The 21,875-nt window shown below is 28.8% G+C and carries 23 protein-coding genes; 9 read left to right on the forward strand and 14 right to left on the reverse strand.

Going from position 1 to position 21,875, the window contains the following annotated elements; all coding sequences use genetic code 11:
* Positions 1–4 precede the first annotated feature (4 nt).
* From MAEO_RS03220 to hacB, 6 genes are all read right to left on the reverse strand, one after another.
* Positions 5–223, reverse strand: a complete 219-nt coding sequence (locus tag MAEO_RS03220) for a class III signal peptide-containing protein (RefSeq protein ID WP_011973363.1) — start codon at positions 221–223, stop codon at positions 5–7.
* 33 nt (positions 224–256) lie between these two features.
* Positions 257–475, reverse strand: coding sequence for a class III signal peptide-containing protein (locus MAEO_RS03225; RefSeq protein ID WP_011973364.1), 219 nt, complete (start codon positions 473–475; stop codon positions 257–259).
* 339 nt (positions 476–814) lie between these two features.
* Positions 815–2,500 (reverse strand): S-layer protein, encoded by a 1,686-nt coding sequence (locus MAEO_RS03230; protein ID WP_011973365.1) that lies wholly within the window; start codon positions 2,498–2,500, stop codon positions 815–817.
* 283 nt (positions 2,501–2,783) lie between these two features.
* Complete coding sequence (locus MAEO_RS03235; protein WP_011973366.1) at positions 2,784–3,329, reverse strand: acylphosphatase; 546 nt, start codon at positions 3,327–3,329, stop codon at positions 2,784–2,786.
* Positions 3,330–3,448: 119 nt separating this feature from the next.
* Positions 3,449–5,227 (reverse strand): ribosome biogenesis/translation initiation ATPase RLI, encoded by a 1,779-nt coding sequence (locus MAEO_RS03240; protein WP_011973367.1) that lies wholly within the window; start codon positions 5,225–5,227, stop codon positions 3,449–3,451.
* 46 nt (positions 5,228–5,273) lie between these two features.
* Entirely contained in the window at positions 5,274–5,771 is a 498-nt protein-coding gene (hacB, locus tag MAEO_RS03245) for a homoaconitase small subunit (RefSeq protein ID WP_011973368.1), read from the reverse strand.
* Positions 5,772–5,982: 211 nt separating this feature from the next.
* Here hacB and MAEO_RS03250 point away from each other — a divergent pair, with 211 nt between their 5' ends.
* From MAEO_RS03250 to cofC, 6 genes are all read left to right on the forward strand, one after another.
* The gene (locus MAEO_RS03250) at positions 5,983–8,418 is read left to right on the forward strand and encodes a DNA-directed DNA polymerase (RefSeq protein ID WP_011973369.1); all 2,436 of its coding nucleotides are present in this window, start codon (positions 5,983–5,985) and stop codon (positions 8,416–8,418) included.
* Between the two features lie 190 nt (positions 8,419–8,608).
* Positions 8,609–9,880 (forward strand): amidohydrolase, encoded by a 1,272-nt coding sequence (locus MAEO_RS03255; protein ID WP_011973370.1) that lies wholly within the window; start codon positions 8,609–8,611, stop codon positions 9,878–9,880.
* Between the two features lie 18 nt (positions 9,881–9,898).
* A complete protein-coding gene (locus MAEO_RS03260) occupies positions 9,899–10,540 on the forward strand; it encodes a PHP domain-containing protein (RefSeq protein ID WP_011973371.1) in 642 nt (213 codons plus the stop codon).
* Positions 10,541–10,748: 208 nt separating this feature from the next.
* Complete coding sequence (locus MAEO_RS03265; RefSeq protein WP_048062469.1) at positions 10,749–11,972, forward strand: RNA ligase; 1,224 nt, start codon at positions 10,749–10,751, stop codon at positions 11,970–11,972.
* Positions 11,973–12,242: 270 nt separating this feature from the next.
* Entirely contained in the window at positions 12,243–12,866 is a 624-nt protein-coding gene (locus MAEO_RS03270) for an MBL fold metallo-hydrolase (protein ID WP_011973373.1), read from the forward strand.
* A gap of 70 nt (positions 12,867–12,936) precedes the next feature.
* A complete protein-coding gene (gene cofC, locus MAEO_RS03275; RefSeq protein ID WP_011973374.1) occupies positions 12,937–13,611 on the forward strand; it encodes a 2-phospho-L-lactate guanylyltransferase in 675 nt (224 codons plus the stop codon).
* A gap of 198 nt (positions 13,612–13,809) precedes the next feature.
* Here the strand turns inward: cofC and MAEO_RS03280 are convergent, their stop codons facing one another.
* The 4 genes from MAEO_RS03280 to MAEO_RS03295 form a co-directional block, all read right to left on the reverse strand.
* Complete coding sequence (locus MAEO_RS03280) at positions 13,810–14,010, reverse strand: histone family protein (protein WP_011973375.1); 201 nt, start codon at positions 14,008–14,010, stop codon at positions 13,810–13,812.
* 212 nt (positions 14,011–14,222) lie between these two features.
* Positions 14,223–14,861, reverse strand: coding sequence for a 2,5-diamino-6-(ribosylamino)-4(3H)-pyrimidinone 5'-phosphate reductase (locus tag MAEO_RS03285; protein WP_048062470.1), 639 nt, complete (start codon positions 14,859–14,861; stop codon positions 14,223–14,225).
* Positions 14,862–14,962: 101 nt separating this feature from the next.
* Positions 14,963–15,367, reverse strand: coding sequence for a toprim domain-containing protein (locus tag MAEO_RS03290; RefSeq protein ID WP_048062471.1), 405 nt, complete (start codon positions 15,365–15,367; stop codon positions 14,963–14,965).
* Between the two features lie 106 nt (positions 15,368–15,473).
* Positions 15,474–16,238 (reverse strand): NAD+ synthase, encoded by a 765-nt coding sequence (locus MAEO_RS03295; protein ID WP_011973378.1) that lies wholly within the window; start codon positions 16,236–16,238, stop codon positions 15,474–15,476.
* 109 nt (positions 16,239–16,347) lie between these two features.
* Here MAEO_RS03295 and arfB point away from each other — a divergent pair, with 109 nt between their 5' ends.
* Both arfB and MAEO_RS03305 read left to right on the forward strand, forming a co-directional pair.
* Complete coding sequence (gene arfB / locus MAEO_RS03300) at positions 16,348–17,076, forward strand: 2-amino-5-formylamino-6-ribosylaminopyrimidin-4(3H)-one 5'-monophosphate deformylase (protein ID WP_011973379.1); 729 nt, start codon at positions 16,348–16,350, stop codon at positions 17,074–17,076.
* Between the two features lie 115 nt (positions 17,077–17,191).
* On the forward strand, positions 17,192–18,496 hold the full coding sequence (locus MAEO_RS03305) for a Fic family protein (RefSeq protein WP_011973380.1): 1,305 nt from the start codon (positions 17,192–17,194) through the stop codon (positions 18,494–18,496).
* Between the two features lie 102 nt (positions 18,497–18,598).
* On the opposite strand, the gene MAEO_RS03310 is transcribed toward MAEO_RS03305, so the two are convergent.
* Together MAEO_RS03310 and MAEO_RS03315 are read right to left on the reverse strand one after the other, a co-directional pair.
* The gene (locus MAEO_RS03310; RefSeq protein WP_011973381.1) at positions 18,599–18,742 is read right to left on the reverse strand and encodes a 50S ribosomal protein L40e; all 144 of its coding nucleotides are present in this window, start codon (positions 18,740–18,742) and stop codon (positions 18,599–18,601) included.
* Positions 18,743–18,805: 63 nt separating this feature from the next.
* The gene (locus MAEO_RS03315; RefSeq protein ID WP_011973382.1) at positions 18,806–19,339 is read right to left on the reverse strand and encodes a DUF367 family protein; all 534 of its coding nucleotides are present in this window, start codon (positions 19,337–19,339) and stop codon (positions 18,806–18,808) included.
* A 153-nt stretch (positions 19,340–19,492) separates the two neighbouring features.
* Between MAEO_RS03315 and MAEO_RS03320 the strand changes: the two genes are divergently transcribed.
* A complete protein-coding gene (locus tag MAEO_RS03320) occupies positions 19,493–20,596 on the forward strand; it encodes a methyltransferase domain-containing protein (protein ID WP_011973383.1) in 1,104 nt (367 codons plus the stop codon).
* A 13-nt stretch (positions 20,597–20,609) separates the two neighbouring features.
* On the opposite strand, the gene MAEO_RS03325 is transcribed toward MAEO_RS03320, so the two are convergent.
* Both MAEO_RS03325 and trmY read right to left on the reverse strand, forming a co-directional pair.
* Complete coding sequence (locus tag MAEO_RS03325) at positions 20,610–21,110, reverse strand: UPF0254 family protein (RefSeq protein ID WP_011973384.1); 501 nt, start codon at positions 21,108–21,110, stop codon at positions 20,610–20,612.
* A 7-nt stretch (positions 21,111–21,117) separates the two neighbouring features.
* On the reverse strand, positions 21,118–21,732 hold the full coding sequence (gene trmY / locus MAEO_RS03330) for a tRNA (pseudouridine(54)-N(1))-methyltransferase TrmY (RefSeq protein WP_011973385.1): 615 nt from the start codon (positions 21,730–21,732) through the stop codon (positions 21,118–21,120).
* Positions 21,733–21,875 lie beyond the last annotated feature (143 nt).

Below are 21,875 nucleotides of genomic sequence, written 5' to 3' on the forward strand. Positions count from 1 at the left end.
CCTTTTATAGATTACTTATGGAATTAGCATATTGAACAGATTTATTCCCTAAAATTACTATGGCTTTATTTGCCGATATTCCTGCATTTTCTGGATGAGATTCTTTGACATTCCATATATAATAGTATGCTGCAATAGCTGCAACTGCAACTGCTGCTGCCACTAAGATACCTATTTCCATTGAAACCTGTCCTTTTTTAGAAAAAAGTTTTTTAATTAACATAAAACACCAAAAAAAAGAAAAATTTTAATTATTTTATAGATTACTAAGACTATCGGTATAGTTTGTAGCTACATTTGCTAATTTAGAGGATGATGTTTGTGCTGCAGCTCCTGAGTTGGCTGCACTACTTTTAACATTAGATACATAGTAATATGCTGCAATAGCTGCAACTGCAACTGCTGCTGCCACTAAGATACCTATTTCCATTGAAACCTGTCCTTTTTTGGAGGTTAATTTTTTTAACAATTTCATAATATCACCTATATTTCTAATATATATATACATTCTACAATATTATATGAGATTATTGTCATATATAAATATTATTATTTTATTCCAGGGGGATTCGCAAATCTTTGATTTGGGTATAAATATCATAACGATTATGGTATATCTTCGGAGCTCCCATATTTATATGTCAACTGGGAGCTCCCTGACCAACCCAAATTATTATATTTTGTAAAAAAAGAAACTAATCATATTTTTTAAGATAAAAAAATAAAAGAAAATCGTAAAGATTTTCTGTATCCTTTGCTCAGGATAAAAAGAATTATTTATTTATTTATTTATTTATTTATTTATTTATTTAATTTAGTAGTTTTTAATTAATTCTAATGCTGCTTCTCTTGTAGCTGCTCTGTCCCCACCTGCAACAACTAAAACATCGTTTCCGTTTGCTGCGTTATCAACTACTGCCAATGTTGCTGGGCTTGTGTTATCAATTGTAATTTTACCAGCTGTTTGTAAAGCTTCTGCTAATTTGTTTACAACAGGTCCCCCAACTACTATTAAGTTTTTGTCTGCTGTGTCTAATGTAACTTCACTGTCCAATTTTGCAATTGGTGCTGTTACTGGAACCATTTGTTGTGCAGTTGCTTTGAGGTCATTTAATTTGATATCTGCGTTTAATACTGATGCTTTTTGTCCAACGCTTAATGTTGCATCTTTTGATACATCCATCTCATATTTTGCAAATAAACTAGGTGATGAGTCATCGTCTGTAAATTTCAAACTTGCGTAATTGTTTACAAAGTCTGCTGATTTTCCATCTTTCAATGTTTCTATTTTATCTCCATCATATTTTAATGCAAGACCAATAACCTTGTTTGTACCATCTGTTAAACTTTTTTCTTTTGAATTTCCTGCATTAAGTTGTGTCTTATCTTCCTTTAAGTCATTATCGGATAAATCAAGGTTTCCTGCATTATCTGTTACAGCATATAATTTCCAATCTTTTATATATTCATCTCCTAAGTCATAACCTTTTACATCTTTTGAGATTATCAATGATGCGTACCCATAGTTTCCTCCAACATCTTTGAATGCATCATATACATTTACTCCAATATCTCCACTTCTTAATTCAAATGGTGCTTGGTCATCTTTGGATGCAACTTCTTTTCCATCTTTTAATATTGCAACATCTACTTGTGGATTTCCCCCTCCAAGTGGTATTAAGACACTTTTAACTTTTACGGTGTATCCGTTTCCTAAATCATAGGATTCGCCTTCTTTAATATTTCCATCGTATGCTTTTTTACCTAAATATATTGTAGCATCGTCAGTATCCACAATTGTTGTAGCATCTCCAAGGAAAGGTATTTCCATTCCAAGATATAGGTCTTGATCATTTGCCATTGCATCTTTTCCGTCTTTAAATGCAACAGTACCATATACTAAGTTTCCTTTGTTAATATCATAATCATCTGCTCCATTTTTGAGAACTGACGCCAACAAAAATTCTGTTGCATCTGCTGAATCATCATCACTAACATCAGAAGGATCTATATCTTTACTTCTTGTCAAGGTGGATAATCTCGGTAAATTTTCAATTAACCCTGCACCTGCTGCATCAGCTACAACATTGCTGTTACCCACTATAGTAGTAGTTCCCAAACTTGTTGTATAACTTCTTTTTGATGTTGTAAATATTGCGAATTGATTACCATTTGCATAAGCATTTAAATTACTTGTTAAATCAGTTTCAGATGAAACATGAACATTTAATTCTGCACTTCCATCTGTAACTGCTCCTGTTTTGTAGCACATTGAACCGATTTTTGCTCCAATATTTGTTGCTGAAACAACATCGCTTGTTGCTGCGTTTGAACCTACTACAATATCTACATTTGGCTGTCCGTCTTTAACTGCATTTGCCATAAATCCTGAAACATCTCCTGATGTTGTAGCTGCTGCCATAGCACCACTTGCTAATGCGGAAGCTACCATAGCTCCTCCTACTGCCATTGCTCCTATTTTCTTTAAGCTCATACTCATATTTATTACCTCTTTATTTTATTTTTTTGGTTGGTATAATTTTTCACAAATAACACTTGTCATTATGAGTATATATACTTTACCAGTCGAAACAGTTATAACAATAGTTTCACCACTACAACTCATATATTATAACGATAAAAAGAAAAATAAACCTAAAAACCAGTTATTTTAAAAAAATAAAAGGTTGCAAATAATTGCAACTATTTTAAAGGAGATTTATTATGCATTTAAAAATAGTATATTCTATTGCCCTATTGTATTCCCAAGTATAAATAAAATTTTAATTTCTATTTTTTAACTCATCTCTAATATCCTTCAAAATTTCTTTTATTTCCTCCTGCCCATTTATTATTGTGTCTTGTCCCTTTATTATTGTGTCTTGTCCCTTTATTATTGTGTCTTGTCCCTTTATTATTGTGTCTTGTCCCTTTATTATTGTGTCTTGTCCTTTTTTAACTTCCTCCAAAACTCCAAAAATCATTTTAATATATTTAACTCCTTCATCTAATTTTTTATTAAGTTCTAATAAATCATCTGCGGAAATTCTATTAATCCCTTTTGGGAATTCAATAAATGCGTTTAGTTCTTTTTCTTCAATTTCTTTTATTTTGATTAAATTGTCTTTTTTCTCCAAAAACTTTATACTCCTTTTAAAAAATTCTTTTAATTCCTCATCATCAAAGTTCGCTAAAATTCTAACTGTTTCGTCTTTATAATTATAAACTACCCCATCAATACCCAAACCTCTTCCAATATCTTCTATTCTATCTCTAAATCCCACATGTTGAACTTGTCCGCATATTTTTAACTCATAGGTTGTTGCCATACTTTCACCAGTTAGTAATTTATAACCCAGTTTATTTATATTTATCTGATATCGGTGGGAAGAACTCTTTCAATAATATTTTACTTCATATAGTTATCAATGACTATTTTCTATTTTCGTTATTCTTCCGTATAATAATATTCTCCAATTTCTTTTTGATATTGGTCTCTTTGGCTACCTTCTTTATTTACCCTTGGTCTTCCTGTTTCTGCATCTCTCCTAAATGTTATATTCATCTCCTTTAAAAATTTATTAGCTCCACTTCTTTTATCCAATGGTGCCGAACCTTTCCCTATTTTTCCAGCTTCTCCACTAAATACTATAAATCTATCGGAAATATAATCTTGGAATAATATATCGTGGTCTATTACAAACATAGCCCCTTCTTTTTCGTCCGCCATTCTCCTAATTGTTCGAGATACTACCAACCTCTGCTCTACATCTAAAAACGCAGATGGTTCATCAATTAAATAAATATCTGCATCCATACTTAAACAGGAAGCTATTGCCACTCTTTGCAATTCCCCCCCAGATAAATTTTTTACTTCGAAATCCATTATTTTTTCTAAACTAAGGGGCTTAATTATTTCAGATTTATAAAATGAAGTGTTTATATTTGCCACACTCATTAATAAATCCCTCACTGTCCCATCAAAATCTGTTGCAATATATTGGGGTTTGTATGATATTTTTACCTCTTTTGCTGAAACCGTACCATTATCTGGTTTTATTATTCCTGCAAGTATTTTGGCAAAAGTAGTTTTACCTATTCCATTTGGTCCCAATATACCTACAACCTCTCCCTTATGAATTGTCCCTCCCTCTACGGTTAAATTAAAATTACCAAGGGTTTTTGATACCTTTGAATAATTAAGCAATTCTGGACGATTTGTATAATTTATAGGTGGTCTTTTTTCAAATACTATTGGGCTTTTTCTAACTCTTATATTTTCCTCCCTTAAAAATCCATCAAGATATGTATTTATTCCTGTTCTTGTTGCCCGGGGGTGAGTTACAACACCATAAGCCGATGGAATACCATACATAATATGGATATTATCCGAAAGATAATCTAAAACTATTAAATCGTGCTCTACTGCTACAACCTTTTTATTTTCGGCAATTTTTCTTATAATTTTTGCAGCATTAAACCTCTGCCTAACATCAAGCCATGAGGAAGGTTCATCATAATAATAAATATCCCCTTCCCTTAATGACGCCGCAGCAATTGCTACCCTTTGGAGCTCCCCTCCGGAAAGTTGGTCAAAACTTCTATCAAGTAAATTATTTAATTCAAGAACTTCTATTATTTCATTAAACATCCTCTTTTCATCTACTTTTTTTAGGAGCTCCCCTACGGTTCCCTTTACAACCTTTGGAAGAGCATCAATATATTGCGGTTTATGGATAGGAATTATTTCTTTTTTTGATAATTTTTCAAAATATGTTTGGAGCTCCGTGCCTGAAAACCGTTTTATAACTGTTTCATATTTTGGCTCTTCATCTAAATTATTTAAATTTGGAGTTGTAATTCCGCTTAATATGGATAATATTGTAGATTTACCAACACCATTTGGACCCAATATACCAACCACTCCATCTCTTGGAGTAATTAACCCATACAACCTAAATCTATTTTTACCGTAGGAATGTATTATTTTATCCTCTGTAAGCTCCCCTGGAAGTCCAATTATATTTATTGCAGCAAATGGGCATCTTTTTACACAAATACCACAACCACCACATAATTCTTCTGAAATTATCGGTTTTCCCAAATCTTCGTCCATAACAATGGTTTCTTCGTCCATTCTAACTCCCGGGCAGTATTTCATACATTCCGTAGAGCATCTTCGGGGCTGACATCTATCATAATCTAAAATTGCCAATCTTCCTGTCATTATATCACTTTTTTTAAATTTTAAATTTTGTTTTCTATTTCTTAACTTATTTTTTTAACTTATTTTTTGTATATTGTACTAATCCACCAGCATCTAAAATTTCTTTTTCTATCCCTTTGGGAGCTCCACAATTTAACATCATAGAATTTATTTTTATTGTTTCATTTTGCAAATCAATTTCTATTGTGTCGCCATCTTTTAGGTTTTGGATTTGTTCATTTATTCCTTCGCAAGTTATAGGTATTAATCCTATATTAATACAATTTCTATAAAATATCCGTGCAAAACTTTCAGCAACTACTGCCTTTATTCCGGTGTGTTTTATGGATATTGGTGCCTGTTCCCTACTACTTCCACAGCCAAAATTTTCACCTGCAACAATTATATCGCCGTCTTTTACCTTTGTTGAAAATTTTTCATCAATTCCAGCCATGCAATGAGATGCCAACTCCTTTGGGTCTGTTGTTTTAAGGTAGGCCCCGGGAATTATGGCATCGGTATCAATATCATCACCAAATAAATGAATATTTCCTTTTATTATCATAGTATCACCATATAATCTTTGAGGTTAAAATCTTTGATTTGAATATAGAGAAGCTTCGCTTCTATCTCTAAATTTCCTTTGGAAATTATTGAGTGAATTTTTATAATATGTAATGGATATACAATCACAATATTCATTATATATTAATCATAATCATTTTAATTATTAACCATAAATAATTTACCTAATTTTTATATATTGTGGTGTTATCATGCTTTTAGATATTGATTATAATTCAAAAGAAAACCGTATTTATATATATACTACAAAGAAAATAATTAAAAAAGATTTTAAACCATATTTATACATAGATGCCGATAAAAATACCATAAATAAGTTTATAGATGAGGAAGAACCACAACTTAAAGAATATATAACGGCAATAGAAAGAGTAAAAAAAATTATTATAAATTTAAATGACATTGAAAATCCATATAAAAATAGGACAGTAGAAAAGACTTTATCAAAAATAACAACAGACCACCCCAAAGACATTCCAAAATTACGAAAATTGCAAAAAATAAAGGCTAATCAGAGATTAGCCAATTTTCCCAATGGGAAAATAGGAACAACCTACGAACATGACATTCCATTTACAAAACGGTATTTAATTGATAATAATAAAAATATTGATTTATTAAATTATAATAATATACCAGATTTAAAAGCCGTATCTTTTGATATGGAGGTGCATTTTAAAGATAGGGAGCCAGAACCTGAAAAAGATGCCATATTAATGACAAGTTTTTACTCACACGATAAAAAAATAAATAAAAAAATAAAAAAAGTAATTACCTACAAACCATTTGAGCATGAAAGCGTTGAAATTGTAAAGGACGAAAAGGAATTAATTAAAAAAACCATGGAGCTCCTAAAACAATATAATATAATATACACCTACAACGGAGATAATTTTGATTTCCCATATTTAAAAAGACGGGCAGAACATTTAAAAATACCATTAAATTTTGGAGAAAATCATAAATTAAAATTATCAAAAGGGGGCATGAATTTAAAAAGTGCAATTTCTGGAATTGTGCATATTGACCTTTACCCCATAGCAAGAAGAACCTTAAATTTAACCAAATATAAATTAGAAGATGTTTCAAAAGAATTATTTAACATAGAAAAATTAGAGGTTGGACATCATAATATAGTGCCACTATGGAACAATAATAACCCCAAATTAGTAGAATACTCACTCCAAGATGCAGAATATACATATAAAATAGGGGAATATTTTTTGCCATTAGAAATTATGTTTTCAAATATTGTTGGCCAATGTTTATTTGATATAAGTAGAATGAGTAGTAGCAATATGGTAGAATATCTACTTTTAAAGCATTCATTCAATAAAAATTATTTGGCACCAAATAGACCTTATGGCAATGAATACCAAAACAGATTAAAAGAAGGTTATGAGGGAGGATATGTAAAAGAGCCCATAAAAGGCATGCATGATAACATAGTTAGCATGGATTTCAGAGCTCTATATCCATCTATAATAATAAGCTATAATATAAGCCCCGATACAATAAACTGCCCTTGTTGTGGTGATACCAACGATAAAATATTGGGTTATTGGTTCTGTAAAAAAAAGATAGGTATTATACCTGAAATTCTAAAAGATTTAATTGAAAGAAGGAAAAATATTAAAGATGTTTTAAAAAATAAAAATACAACAGAGAATAATAAAGACGATAATAACAAAAACAACAACGAAAATTATAAATTATTAAATTATGAACAACAATCAATAAAAATTTTAGCAAATTCATTCTATGGTTATATGGCTTATCCGCGGGCAAGATGGTATTCCAAAGAATGTGCCGAAGTAATTACTCATTTAGGTAGGGCATATATACGAAAAACAATAGAGGAAGCGGAAAATAACGGATTTAATGTAATATATGCAGATACTGACGGATTATATGCGATATTAGACGAAAATAAAAATAAAAATACAAATAAAGAAAATATATTAAATAAAACCATCAAATTTTTAAATGAAATAAACAGGGAGCTCCCCGAAAAGATGGAGCTCGAATTTGAAGGATACTACAAAAGAGGTATATTCATAACTAAAAAAAGATATGCCTTAATTGATGAAAACAATAAAATTATAGTAAAAGGTTTGGAATTTGTAAGAAGGGATTGGTCAAATATAGCCAAAAAAACCCAAAAAAAAGTATTAAATACACTTTTAAAAGAAGGAGATGTAGAAACTGCAAAACAGATTATTAAAGATACAATAAATGATTTAAAAAATCTACCCCAATCGAAGATTGGTGAATCCCCGGGGGGAGATAAAAAAATAAACCCCAAAGATTTAATAATATATAAACAACTAACAAAAGATATTAGCGAATATTCCACAGCCACACCCCACATAGCAGTTGCCAAAAAAATGAGAGACAGAGGAGATAGGTTAAAAATCGGTGATGTAATTGGTTTCGTAATTGTAAATGGGAGCTCCCCAATAAGTGAAAGGGCTACCATCCCAGAACAAGCCACCAACTACGATGCAAATTATTATATTGATAATCAGGTGCTACCCCCAGTATTAAGAATTATGGAAGCTATTGGAATTACCAAAGATGAGCTAAAAAACAATAATAAACAAATTACACTTGATAATTTCTTTTAAATAATTATATTATAAAATGTCCTGTATTAAAAAATAAATATAAAATTATCGTGATATTATCCGATGAATTTCACTTCGTGAAAATTCATTACTAATATCACCTAAAAATAAAAAAATCGGTGATATTATCTGCTAAAAATCACAGATTTTTAGACTAATATCACCTAAAAATAAAAAAATCGGTGATATTATGACAATATTAATAACAAATCTATCCTATTCAATAGATAATAATTTAAATGTATATAAAGATGTAGATATTTTAATAGATAATAACAATATAAAAATCGGAAAATTTTTAATGGAAAAAGAAAATATAAACCAAAAAGATTTAAAAATAATAGATGGAAAAAATAAATGTGCCATGCCTGGATTGACAAATACTCACACCCACATACCAATGACATTATTAAGGGGCATCTCCGACGATATGATTTTACAGGATTGGCTAAAAGAAAAAATATGGGTAAATGAGGCCAAACTCACAAAAGAAGCCGTTTATTATGGTTCATTGTTGGGCTGTCTTGAAATGTTAAGATTTGGAATTACTTCATTTAATGATATGTATTTTTTCAGTGAAGAAATATTAAAAGCCACAAAAGAAATTGGATTAAAGGGAACAATTTGCTATCCAATAATTGATTTTGGAACTCCTGAACATGACAATTTAGATAAATTATTAAATGGTGCGGAGAACTTTATAAAAAAATATAAAGACGAAAAAACCGTTAAACCTGCAATAGCTCCACATGCTCCATATACATGTTCAGAAAACACATATATAAAATGTAAAGAAATAGCAAATAAATATAATACGATTTTACACACCCACATATCAGAAACTAGATATGAAGTGGTGGAAATGGAAAATAATAAAAATATAAGGCCTGTGGATTATTTAAATAACCTAAATATATTGGATAAAAATACAATTGTAGCACATTGTGTATGGATTACAAAAGACGAAGCAAAAACATTGGCAAAAACAGAAACAAAAATATCCCACTGCTCAACAAGTAATATGAAGCTGGCAAGTGGTGGAGTTATGCCATTGGTGGAGCTCCTTCAACACGGCGCAAATATATCACTTGGAACCGATGGTGTAGCAAGTAATAATAATATGGACATATTGGAACAAATGAAAATAACTTCATTACTACATAAAGCCCATAGATGGGACCCAACAGTAGCCGACATAGATACAGTTTTAAAAATGGGAATTAATAGCCAATCTATTGGATTTGAAAATAATGATATTATATTAATTGATTTGGGAGCTCCACATATGCGACCAATACATAACATAAAATCAAATATAGTTTATTCTGCAAATGGAAATGATGTTGATACAGTAATTGTTAATGGAAAAATATTGATGGAAAATAAAAAATTCATATTTGAAGATGCAGTTATAAATAATATATATAATAAAGTAAATAAGATAGTAGAAAAATTTATTTAATAGGTATTTGGGTGAATTATGAAAATTGATATGCATGTTCATACTATAAATTCAAGATGTTCAATAAATCCAATAAAATTATTAAAAAAAATCTGTAATTTAAAAAAAATAACCCCAATTACGGCTGATCACAATGTATTAACTAAATTAGATTTTGCCATAGCAGGGGAAGAAATTGGCACAAATAGAGGAGAATTTATAGGGGCCTTTTTAAATGAACAAATAAATGAAAAAGATATATTTGAAGCCATGGATAAGGTAAAAGAACAGGGTGGAATAATATATTTGCCCCATCCATTTGACCAAAGGCGACGAAGGGCATTATGTAGATTTGACATATTACACGATAAAGAATTCATAAAAAAAATAGACATAGTTGAAATATTTAACAGCAGATGTTTAAATAACCACCCAAATAATGAAGCAGAAGAATATGCTGAAAAATACAATATATTAAAAGGAGTAGGTAGTGATTCACATTTTCCATGGGAGATAGGAAATTCATATATGGAATTAGATGAATTTGACAAAGATAACCCAAAAGAATTTTTAAAATCACTGAAAAATGCAAATAAATTCCATACAAAATTGGGAACTCCTGCAAATATATTGTTATATAGTAAAATATCAAAAAAGATACATAAAATTGCAAAATTTTAATTTAAGTATAGTCAATCTTCGAACTGTTTCACCCCATATTTTCGTAAATAAAACTATATTCTATTAATATATCATATTCAACTAATATTTGGGACAATTAAAGGGACAGTTATTGAAGATTAACTATAAATATACTGGTATAATGCAGATATACTCACATAAGTAGTAGAAAATCGCATTGTGATAATATATGGACATAGATATAGATATGTTAAAACGAAACAAAAATCAAAGATTGTTGAATATCCTGCCGAAAATATCGGAACGATTAAATATAACCGAATCTGATTTAAAAAATGCCATCAATAGGAAAATAATAGCTCATGACACATATAAAAATCAAAAATATATATTATTTAAAAAAAAATATAGGCATATCGAAAGAGGAACAATATTATTTTTGAATGAAAATTTGGATTATATAATGGGATATCCAAAAATTAGGAGGGCAATGGTATTGGACCCAACTTTAAAAAATTATTTTATAGATAAAATTGCAATAGAGGAAAAATTAGATGGATATAATGTTAGAATAGCAAAAATAAACAATACTGAAATTGTGGCAATTACTCGGGGCGGTAGAATATGCCCATTCACTACAAAAAAGGCATTGAAATTTATTGATACAAAAATATTAAATGACTATCCTGACATTATGTTATGCGGTGAAATGATAGGGTTAAATAATCCATATGTTCCATATTATTATCCTGAAGTAGATAATAATATAAACTATGAGGGAGATACTAGCGATAATAGCAACGACATTGAAAATTTAGGATTTTATATATTTGATATACGAAATAAAGAAACTAATAAATCATTGACAATATCCCAAAAAGGGGAGCTCCTTAAAAAATATAATCTCCCCCACATACAACCAATAGATATAGTCAATAAGGAAGAAATATCTAAAATCAAGGAAATAATATTAAAATTAGACCATGAAAAAAGAGAAGGAATAATTTTAAAAGACCCTGATATGGTTATAAACCCCATAAAATATACTACTCATCATACTCAATGTAGCGATTTATCCATTGCTTTTACATATATGTATGATTTAGGCATTAATTTTATGTTTAGTAGGTTAGTTAGGGAAGGATACCAATCCATAGAATTTAACGAAAATAAAGAAGAAATGGAACAAAGGGCAAAAGAAATTGGAGAATCAATATTATATCCAATGATAAATACCATTAAAAAGGTTTCAAAAAATGAAACTATTAGAGAAGATTTTGAAATATTTATGGATAATGAAGAAGATTTAAATGAGTTCTTAGTATATTTAAAAAAATTACATATTGCATATGTTATACTAGAAAAAGAACAAATTAATAACTCCATTATCAAAATTAAAATTGGTAGATTATATAATTCCACAAATGATAAAATAAAAAGCCATTTAAATGGAAATCTATGGTCTGATTAATCCATAAAATATCCAATGATGAGAGTCATCCCTGCTGATGCTGTAATTGATGAGACCTGGGGTAGCTGAGGATATTTTTTTATAACAAATATATGTTTTTAATAATTTTATAATATTAATCCTTACTTTTTTTTATTTTTTATTTTTTATTTTTTTTATAAATTGTTGTATTATTAAATAATTATAAGAATAATGATAATAATATACCTTTTAACGAACAACTTTTTTAACATACTATAATCCAAAATTAGCTAATTCTGAGGGAAAAATATGATATATAAATTAAATGGTATCGGACATGACTCTAACAGTTATTTAATTGTTGGAAAAAAGAATATATTAATTGACCCTGGAACTCCGGGCACTTTTGACTTAATAAGGGGCGAAATAGAACAGATTACAAAAAATATTGATTATATAGTCAATACTCACTGCCATTATGACCATGCAGGAGCTAATTATTTATATGAAGAATACTTTAATGCCCCAGTAATTATAAGCGATAAAGAATTAAAAGATTTAAAAAACGACACCCCTACAACAGTATCAAAATTGTTTAGAAGTAAATTAATACCTCCAAAAGAAATAATACCAATAAATGATGCCAAAATTACAGAGGAATTAAAATTTTGCGGCATTGAATATATTGAAACCCCAGGGCATACTGAGGGAGGAATAACAATAATATATAAAAATTCAATGATTACAGGAGATACGCTATTTGCATATGGCGTTGGAAGATGGGATTTTCCGACTGGAAATATTATTGATTTAAGAAATTCAATAGCAAAATTGGAAGTAATTGCCAACCAAAAAAATATAATTGAAATACTACCCGGACATGGTGAAAAAGGAGATTTAAGTGCTTTCAATAATGCCAAATTATTTTTATAATATTTTTATAATAAATTTTTTATGACAACTAAAACTATAACTAAAAACCAATAAAATATCGTGATAATTTATGTTTTCTGCCTTAATACCTGTATCTCCACTAAATGCTGTAAAAACACGACTTAAAGATTTTTTAACGCCCGATGAACGAATTGAATTAATAAAAAATATGTTATTAGATGTTTATGAAGGCATAAGCCCAATATGTGATAAAATATATGTTGTTAGTAAGGATAAAGAAATATTGGAGTTTTTAAAACCCTACGCCGTAATACCAATTATGGAAACAGAAAATATAAAAGGACTAAATGATGCTTTAAATTATGCCTTTAATTATATTGAGGAGGACAATATTATAATAACTCCCGCAGACATTCCATTAATTAAAAAAGAGAATATTAATAATATAGTAAAAGAATGTAAAGAAAATTCAGTAATATTGTGCCCTTCAAGAGGGGGAGGAACTAACTTAATGGTATTAAATCGGAGCTCCATAAAAACCAGATATGAAGGATTTAGTTTTTTGAAACATATTGAGGAATGCAAAGAAAATAATATAAATCCTATAATTTTTCCATCTTTTTATATTTCAATAGATATAAACACAGTGGAGGATTTGGGGGAAATTTTAATTCATGGTGGGGGGACATATACATACAACTATCTAAAAAAGTTAAATATAAATGCAAAACCCAAACATTCATCTGCGGGTAGATTTGAAGTAATTCGACAAAACACAGAATAAAAGCAATGTTCCATATAATAGTAATAGCAAAATCGAAGATTTTGCCTAATTCATATTTTTTTAAAAATTGTAGGTTAATCGATATAAATTAAAAAATATATCTAAAAAAAATAATATCCGCCTTTCGTTGCCCCCGTATAACAAGGGGAGATAATGAACACAAAAAAGTTTTCATTTAATTCGGCGGGTTTATCGTAATTATCTTAATGCTAATTTTATATCGTCAGCTTTAACTGTTTTTCTTCCTGCATGTTTTGATAAATCTGCTGCTGATTTAGCAATATCCATTGCAATTTCTTCTAATGCTTCTGCGAGGAGTATAGCTGCTTCTCTGCTTACTCTTTCAGCACCTGCATTTTTTAATATTCTTTCCATTGGAGCTACTGGTATTTCTGCCATGTATATCACCTATTTTTTTATATGGTATGTATTTATTTGTATTAACATTAATAAAATGATAATATCACACTATTTAAACTTTTCGGTTATATTTGTATTTTATTTTAATATTTATTTAATATTATACCTTAATATTATATTGTGGGCATTATTAAATTATATTATTATATTGTAGTATAATAATTATTATCCGCAATTTATATTTAAATTTATTATTTTTTAACAGTATATTCAATAACAATTCCATCATCTAATTTATAACAATTTTTTAGCGCTAATTTGATGCACTCATCAACTGTTTTAAAACCATCTCCATCTACAAAAGTGGGAGCTCCCTTACCCCCAAATATTTTTGGAGCAATATATACCCTAACTTCATCTACAAGATTGTTCTCAAACATGCCCCAATTTAGAGTCCCCCCTCCTTCTAATAGTATGTTTTTTATTCCTTTTTTATACAACAATTCCATTAATTTTACCAAATCTACTTTATCAATTCCTGTTTTAATAATAATTATATTTTTTTTCGCTAACTCCCTTATTTTTTCATTTATATTCTTATTTTCCCCCATATTTTCCGTTGTGGCTATTATGGTTGTTGCGTCATCATTCAATACACGGGCATTTAATGGAATTCTTAAATTACTATCTACCACAATCCTAATTGGATTATCCTCTTTTTTTGCATTTATTTTATGAACGGTAAGTCGCGGGTCATCTTTTAAAACTGTGCCAATACCAACCATTATGCCATCTACGGACTTTCTTATTTTATGCACCCTTTTTAAATCATCCTCTCCTGAAATCCTTGAATCATTTTCTATTGTGGCAAGTTTTCCATCAAGGGACATCCCCACATTTGATATTACGAAAGGTTTTACATTTATATTATCTGTATTGTTATTTTTATTATTATTTTCTATTTCTATATTTTCAGTGTTTATTTCATTATTCATTCTCTATCTACCATTATTACCTTGTTTTTTAGATAACTATGCAATCCTTCAATATCTTTTAAATCTCCATGACTATATCTTAAAATATTCTTCCTTATCTCATTATTAACTTTAATCCCCCTAATTTGGAATTCTTTAATTATTTCTTTTGCATAATCTCTTCCAGCCCTATCAAAATCAGTTAATAAGATAACTTCTTTGATATTATGCTTTACAAGCTCATCTGCAATCTCAAAAAAAGGAATATTAGAAACTTTTATAAAATATCCATCAATACCCAAATTTTTTAAAGATAATATGTCATTTTTTCCCTCAACAAGTAATGGTGTGCCTTTTTTACTTTCTTCTTTAAGTTCCTCAATTATTTCAATTAGTTTTTCCAAATACTCTTTTCGTTTCATACTATTTCCCAAAAATATTATGGTAGGTTTAAAAGTTTGTCCCATATAGCCCTAAAAAATCTAATGTGCCACAAAATATAATAAACTATAAAATTTATAATTAAAATTAGTTAGGAATAGGAATAGGCTGAGATTTATGCTTATTTGATTCAATTCTATTTAATATTTCTTCTATTTTTTCAATTGGCACAGTTAATTCTTTTGAAATGTCTTCTTTTTCTTTATTTTGTTCAATTGCCATTAGAACCTTATCAAGCAATTCATAGGTTATACCCAATTCTTTTTCATCGGTTTGACCTTCCCACAATCCAGCTGATGGAGCTTTATTTATTATTTCATCTGGAACACCCAAATATTTAGAGAGCTCCCTAACTTCTGTTTTAAATAGGTTTCCGATTAATAAAAAATCACTTCCCAAATCGCCGTATTTTGTCCCATATCCCATATATATTTCCGATTTATTTGAAGTTCCTGCCACAAGAAGATTATTTTTATTTGCAAAATAATATAATATACACATTCTTATCCTTGGTTTAAGATTTCCATCAGCCATTTTATCAAATTCTTTTGTTGGAATATATCCCCCTGCACCAAAAGATTTTAAAACATCGGTTATATCAGATACAGTATATTTTATTCCAAGTTGATTTGCTAAAAGCTCAGCATGTTCTTTATCCTGTGTATTTGAGTTCTTTTCGGGCATTATTACTCCCAATACATTATCCTTTCCTAATGCCTTTACACATATCGTAGCCACAAGTGAGCTATCAATACCACCACTTAAACCTAAAACTACACCTTTTGCATTAGCTTCCCCTACTTTTGACAGTACAAAATTTGTTAATTTATTTGTTAATTCTTCGCAGTTCATTGTTCCACCTATATTAATATGATACTATGATAATATAATAATATATAATATATTTAATACGCAGTTAGAATATATAATTAACATTAAATAAATATTTTTGTGTGTAATTATGGAAAAAATGGAAAATATAAAGAATAATAAAATAAACGAAATAAAAGACATTGAAAATTTACGCCTAACTTCTGGAAAAATAATAAATAAAAATGTTCATCAAATTGGCATAATTGCATTAGGTTCATATTTGGAAAATCATGGCACAGTTCTTCCAATTGATACGGATATAAAAATAGCCTCATATATTGCCTTAAATGTAGCAATACAAACAGGGGCAAAGTTTTTAGGCTGTGTGCTACCCTCTACGGAGTACGAATATGTTAAACATGGAATACATAACACACCAAATGAAGTAGTTGAATATATTGACTTTTTAGTGGAACAAGGTAAAAAAATAGGCATAAATAAATTTCTAATAATAAATTGTCATGGTGGGAATACCCTAATAAATGAATTAATAGAGGAGCTCCCATATAAATCAGATATTAAATTAAAAATAAAAAATATAACGAGTACCCATGCATCAACAGAAGAACTATCCGTTGGATATGTTATAGGAATAGCCGATAAAAGCAAATTAAAAGAACATAATCCAAAAGATTATCCTGAAATAGCAATGATAGGACTAACAGAAGCTAGGAAAAATAATAAATATATTGATAATGAAGCTAAAATAGCCGAAAAAAAAGGTATAACTATTAATGAGGATTTGGGAAATAAAATATTAAAAAACGCAATTAACGAATGTATTTTAGAGGTAGAATTATTACTAAATAATAAATAAAATTTTATATCTTATCAATACTATCAAAATCTATCAATTACTATCAAATTGATAGTTAATAATATATACTATCAAAATCTATCAATTACTATCAAATTGATAGATGGTGAATATTATGAAACTTCCAGAAGTTTTAGAATATACAAAGGAGGACGAAAAAAAAGCATTATATTATTATAACGATGAAATTATAGGGTATATTAAAAAATACAATATTATAGAATATATTCATTGGGACAACTTAAAATATAAAAAGGGACTGCCCATTGAACCGAAATATCTTTGGATTTTATTAAATATGGATAGAAAAATACATTTTAAAGAGTTAAATTTCCATAATTGGACTTTTAAATATTATATAAATGGTAAAATTCAGCAATTTTTAGGGGCGTTTGATAGATTAAAAAATATAGAATTTTCCAAGAAAATAAACGATTTAATTAATGATAAATACAAAATAAATGCAATAATTGAGGAATCCATAGCATCAAGTCAAATTGAAGGGGCAAAAACAACCACAAAAATGGCAAAAGAAGTTATAAAAAGCGGTAAAAAGCCCAAAAATAATGACGAAATTATGGTATATAATAACCATGTGGCTATGAAATATATTACAAATGAATTAAAAAATAAAGATTTCACAATTGATGAAATTTTAAAAATACATGATTTAATTTCAAAAGATTTAATTGAAAATAAATATGTGGGAGAATTTAGAACTATCGATGATGTAATTGTTAAAGACATAAAAACTAACAAAACATTACATATTCCCCCAAATCATGAATTAATTGAACCTTTAATAAATGAACTATGTAATTTTGCAAACAATAAAGAGGATAGCACACATCCAATAATTAAAGGAATAATCATCCACTTTTTGATTGGCTATATTCACCCATTTGTTGATGGGAATGGTAGAACTGCAAGGGCTTTATTTTATTGGTATATGCTGAATAGTAGATATACGATTTTTGAATATTTGAAAGTTTCAGAGTTTATAAATAAATCAAAAGGGAAATATAAAAATTCATATTTATATGTGGAATCCCATAAATGCGATGAATATGAGGGCGATTTAACTTACTTTATTGGTTATATATTGGATTGTATTGAAAAATCCATAAATAAATTTAATGAGGAACTTAAAGTATTAGAAAACGAATTAAAACATAATAACATATATAATAATTTATTGAATGATTTAAAGAATAATAATTTAAATCTACGACAATTAGGTATTTTAGAGGAAATAATTAAAAATCCTAAAAAGAAATTTACTATAAAATATATTGTAAATAGCTATGGTGTAGCATATGCCACGGCAAGAAATGATTTAAATATTTTTGCAGAATTTGGGATACTACAAAAGAAAAAAGCGGGAAAAGAATTTATATATGTCCCAAATATTGATTTTTGATATTTTAAGTTAAAAAAATGTTATATATTAAAAGTATGTGTTAAAAAGGAGCTCCTGCCCCGACATAAAAAAATAATATGGATTGGAGCATAAATAGCTCGTTTATCCTCTGGACTCCTTAGCTTTTGGTCTTAATTTTGTGTATCCACATTTTCTACATTTTGTAGCTTTCCATGGATTTCTTGCCGTGCATCTTAAACATATTTTTTTATGAAACACTCTGTTCATAGCTTCTTCAAATGCCATATTCTCACCAAATTATCATTTATTCGTTTTTTAGGTTTTATTATCAATTGCTACTTTTCCCTATTATCTCTTATTCTTTTTATATCTTTTGGAATTATCTTCAATATATTTGTTTTGAATTTCAATAATTTCCGCGGAGCTCCTGCCCCGATATTTTTCAAGCAATTCTTCATTAAGGTCAATGAATGTATCTGCCCATTTGAAACCATCTAATAAAGAGAGGGCATCATTTTTATAGTTTGCGATATATAGTGTAGCAATAAATGCTTCCAAAGTTGTTAATTTACAGGGTTTTCCATAATTTACAGGATTTCCCGCAATTAAAAGAGGCAAACTTCTTTGATTTTTTGCATTAGTTATACTGAATACTTTTTCAGCCTGTTTCCATGAGCAGTCAAGAGCCATTATTCCGTATTTTTTAATTATGTCCCTGTCATCAACAGAAACAGTAGTTTCAGCATAAGGATTTAATAACAAACTATTTCTAGGAAGTTTGTATGTGTTTTTTATGATTTTTGCATATCCAAGCTTACCCATTTTTAATGCTGTGCATCTTTTCGGGTCGCACTGGTTAGCATGGTATATATATAAGTTCATAAAAATAGCACCAAATATAAAATATAATATTAATATTACCATATATGGAATTATAATATATAAGTAAGTAGGATAATATAATATATAAATATATAAGATATTTAAGATATATGCATGATTTAAGCATAAATATACATCGTTGTAGGTTAAATTATGAATAATAACAATAAAATAGGATTTTTACTATCAAAAGAATTTGATGAATCTAAAAATTTTCTAAAAGAAAATTTTTACGATGGTAAAACTTATGAAATAAGTTTGACATTACCAAAACATGAATTAACTTCCTTATTAAATACAAGCGGAAAATACCCCATAACCACAAAAAACAATTATGTTATTGTTGATGGGCTAAATGAAAAAGAAGGAGCAAATATAATAGATAAAGGGGCATATATAAATGAATGTCATCTAATATTATTCGGAGCTCCGTCGTTAAATGAATTATATGAAAAATTAAATAATTTTGATTTTCGTTCTGCATACCCCATACTACCAGAACATAGTTTTGCAGTTAGAACGCTAAAAATTATACAAAATAATAATATTGACAGTGGCATAACTTCAATGGACATAGAACGAAAAGTAGGGGCAATTATTAAAAATAAAACTAATTCACCAGTTAATTTAAAAAATCCCGATAAAACCATAAAAATAATAATATTGGATAACATAATTTATTTTGCAATATTAATAAATGAAAGAAATAAAGAATATTATTTAAAAAATAGACCGCATTTAAGGGCATATTTCCACCCCGGTTGCATACTTCCAAAATTGGCAAGGTGCATGGTCAATATGGCACAGTTAAAAGAAGGAGATATAATTTTAGACCCCTTTTGTGGAACTGGTGGCTTTTTAATAGAGGGAGGATTAATTGGCTGTAAATTAATTGGTAGCGACATAGATAATAGAATGGTTCAAGGTGCCTTATTGAATTTAAAAACCTATGAATTGGATAACAATGTAATATCAATTAAACAGTGGGACGCCTTAGATGCTAAAAACTATTTAAAATCATTAAATATTGAAAAAGTAGATACTATAATTACGGACCCTCCTTATGGTATGTCCACAGCTAAAAAGGGAGACATTGAACATATTTTAAATAATTTAAAAGAATGTTTAAAAGATGGAGGATATTTGATATTTGCATCGCCAACGATATTAAATTTGGAGGATTTGGAGTTAGAGGGATTATATTCCATATACATACATAAAAGTTTAACAAGATATATCCACATATACAAAAAATAATAAAATATATTTTTTATAAAAAATATTCTTTTTTTAAAATTTCTACAAATTTATTGATTGTCTTATCAATGCCGTTTTTCTGTCTTTGAATTATATTTTTTTTAGATATTAAATCCCCCTCAATATCTGTTGTAAATAAATATTCATTTTTATCCGATATTATACAAATGCCCCCTCTCCCAACTCCTGCGGTGGTGGCTATTGCAATATTACAGTTTAACGAGTTTTTAAGACCTTTTGCCAATATATGAGCTACCTTTAAATCGTTCTTTTCCGTGTATGCCTTTGAATAACTATATTCATAATCACATTTAGGTAGGGGAGCTCCTAAATTTAAAAGTTTTTCAGCCCCTTCAATAGATGGAATAAATGAGGAGGAGATTATTTTTACATTTCCATTAATAATATTATAATATCTGTGGTTTTTGCATTCCTCATATCCAGAGGCTATTTTATGTATTGTAGTTCCTATTTTTCCAAGTGTGAAGCATTCTGCTGTGGCTACTGTTATCATTTTATCATTATTTTAATTTTGCCTTATCCAGTGCATTATGAACTATGGTTATACAATGATTTGCATGGAGCTCCAAGGGAGATAATGATACTTTTAGAGCTCCGATATCTTCTAAAAATTTCTCATCCTCTTCCCCTATTCCTATGTGGTCCCCTAAAATAAATACTATATTTTTATTTTCCGCATTATTTTCCTTATTAAATATATTTTCAATATCTTCCCCATCTTTATGTAAATAATATATTTCTTTTCCTTCGTTCTTTTTTTCTAAAATTATGTCCTTAAATTCTTTTTTTGCTATGTATATTCCGCTGGTGCTTTCTTTCCATAGTTGCATTGGGCTTTTATCCAGTGCTTTTTTTATAAATAGTGCTATACTTCGCTCGTCTGGGCTCACCCGTTTTAATTCTGAACCTACAAATTTTATGGCTACTGGTGGGTTGGGAGCTCCGTAATGAACAGAATAAAATATAGTATCTCTCCTTAAATCATGGGATAAAAAAAAGGCACTACTTACACATCTACATACTAAATCCATTCTACCGGAGCTCCCTGGCAAATCTTTTAAATTTATCTCTCCGTTGGTAATTGATTTATTTGCCTTAAATATAAATTCTATCATCGTTTCACCTGTTATATTTTAACTCTAATTTTACCGTCGCCTCGAATATATGGGCCATAAACCCGAAGGTTTTATTTAATCAAATTTAAATTTTGCTATTATATATTAATATCGATACCACAGGGAGCTCCCTTTGCAACACA

The organism is Methanococcus aeolicus Nankai-3, from assembly GCF_000017185.1.
Lineage (GTDB): Archaea > AGJL01 > Methanococci > Methanococcales > Methanococcaceae > Methanofervidicoccus > Methanofervidicoccus aeolicus.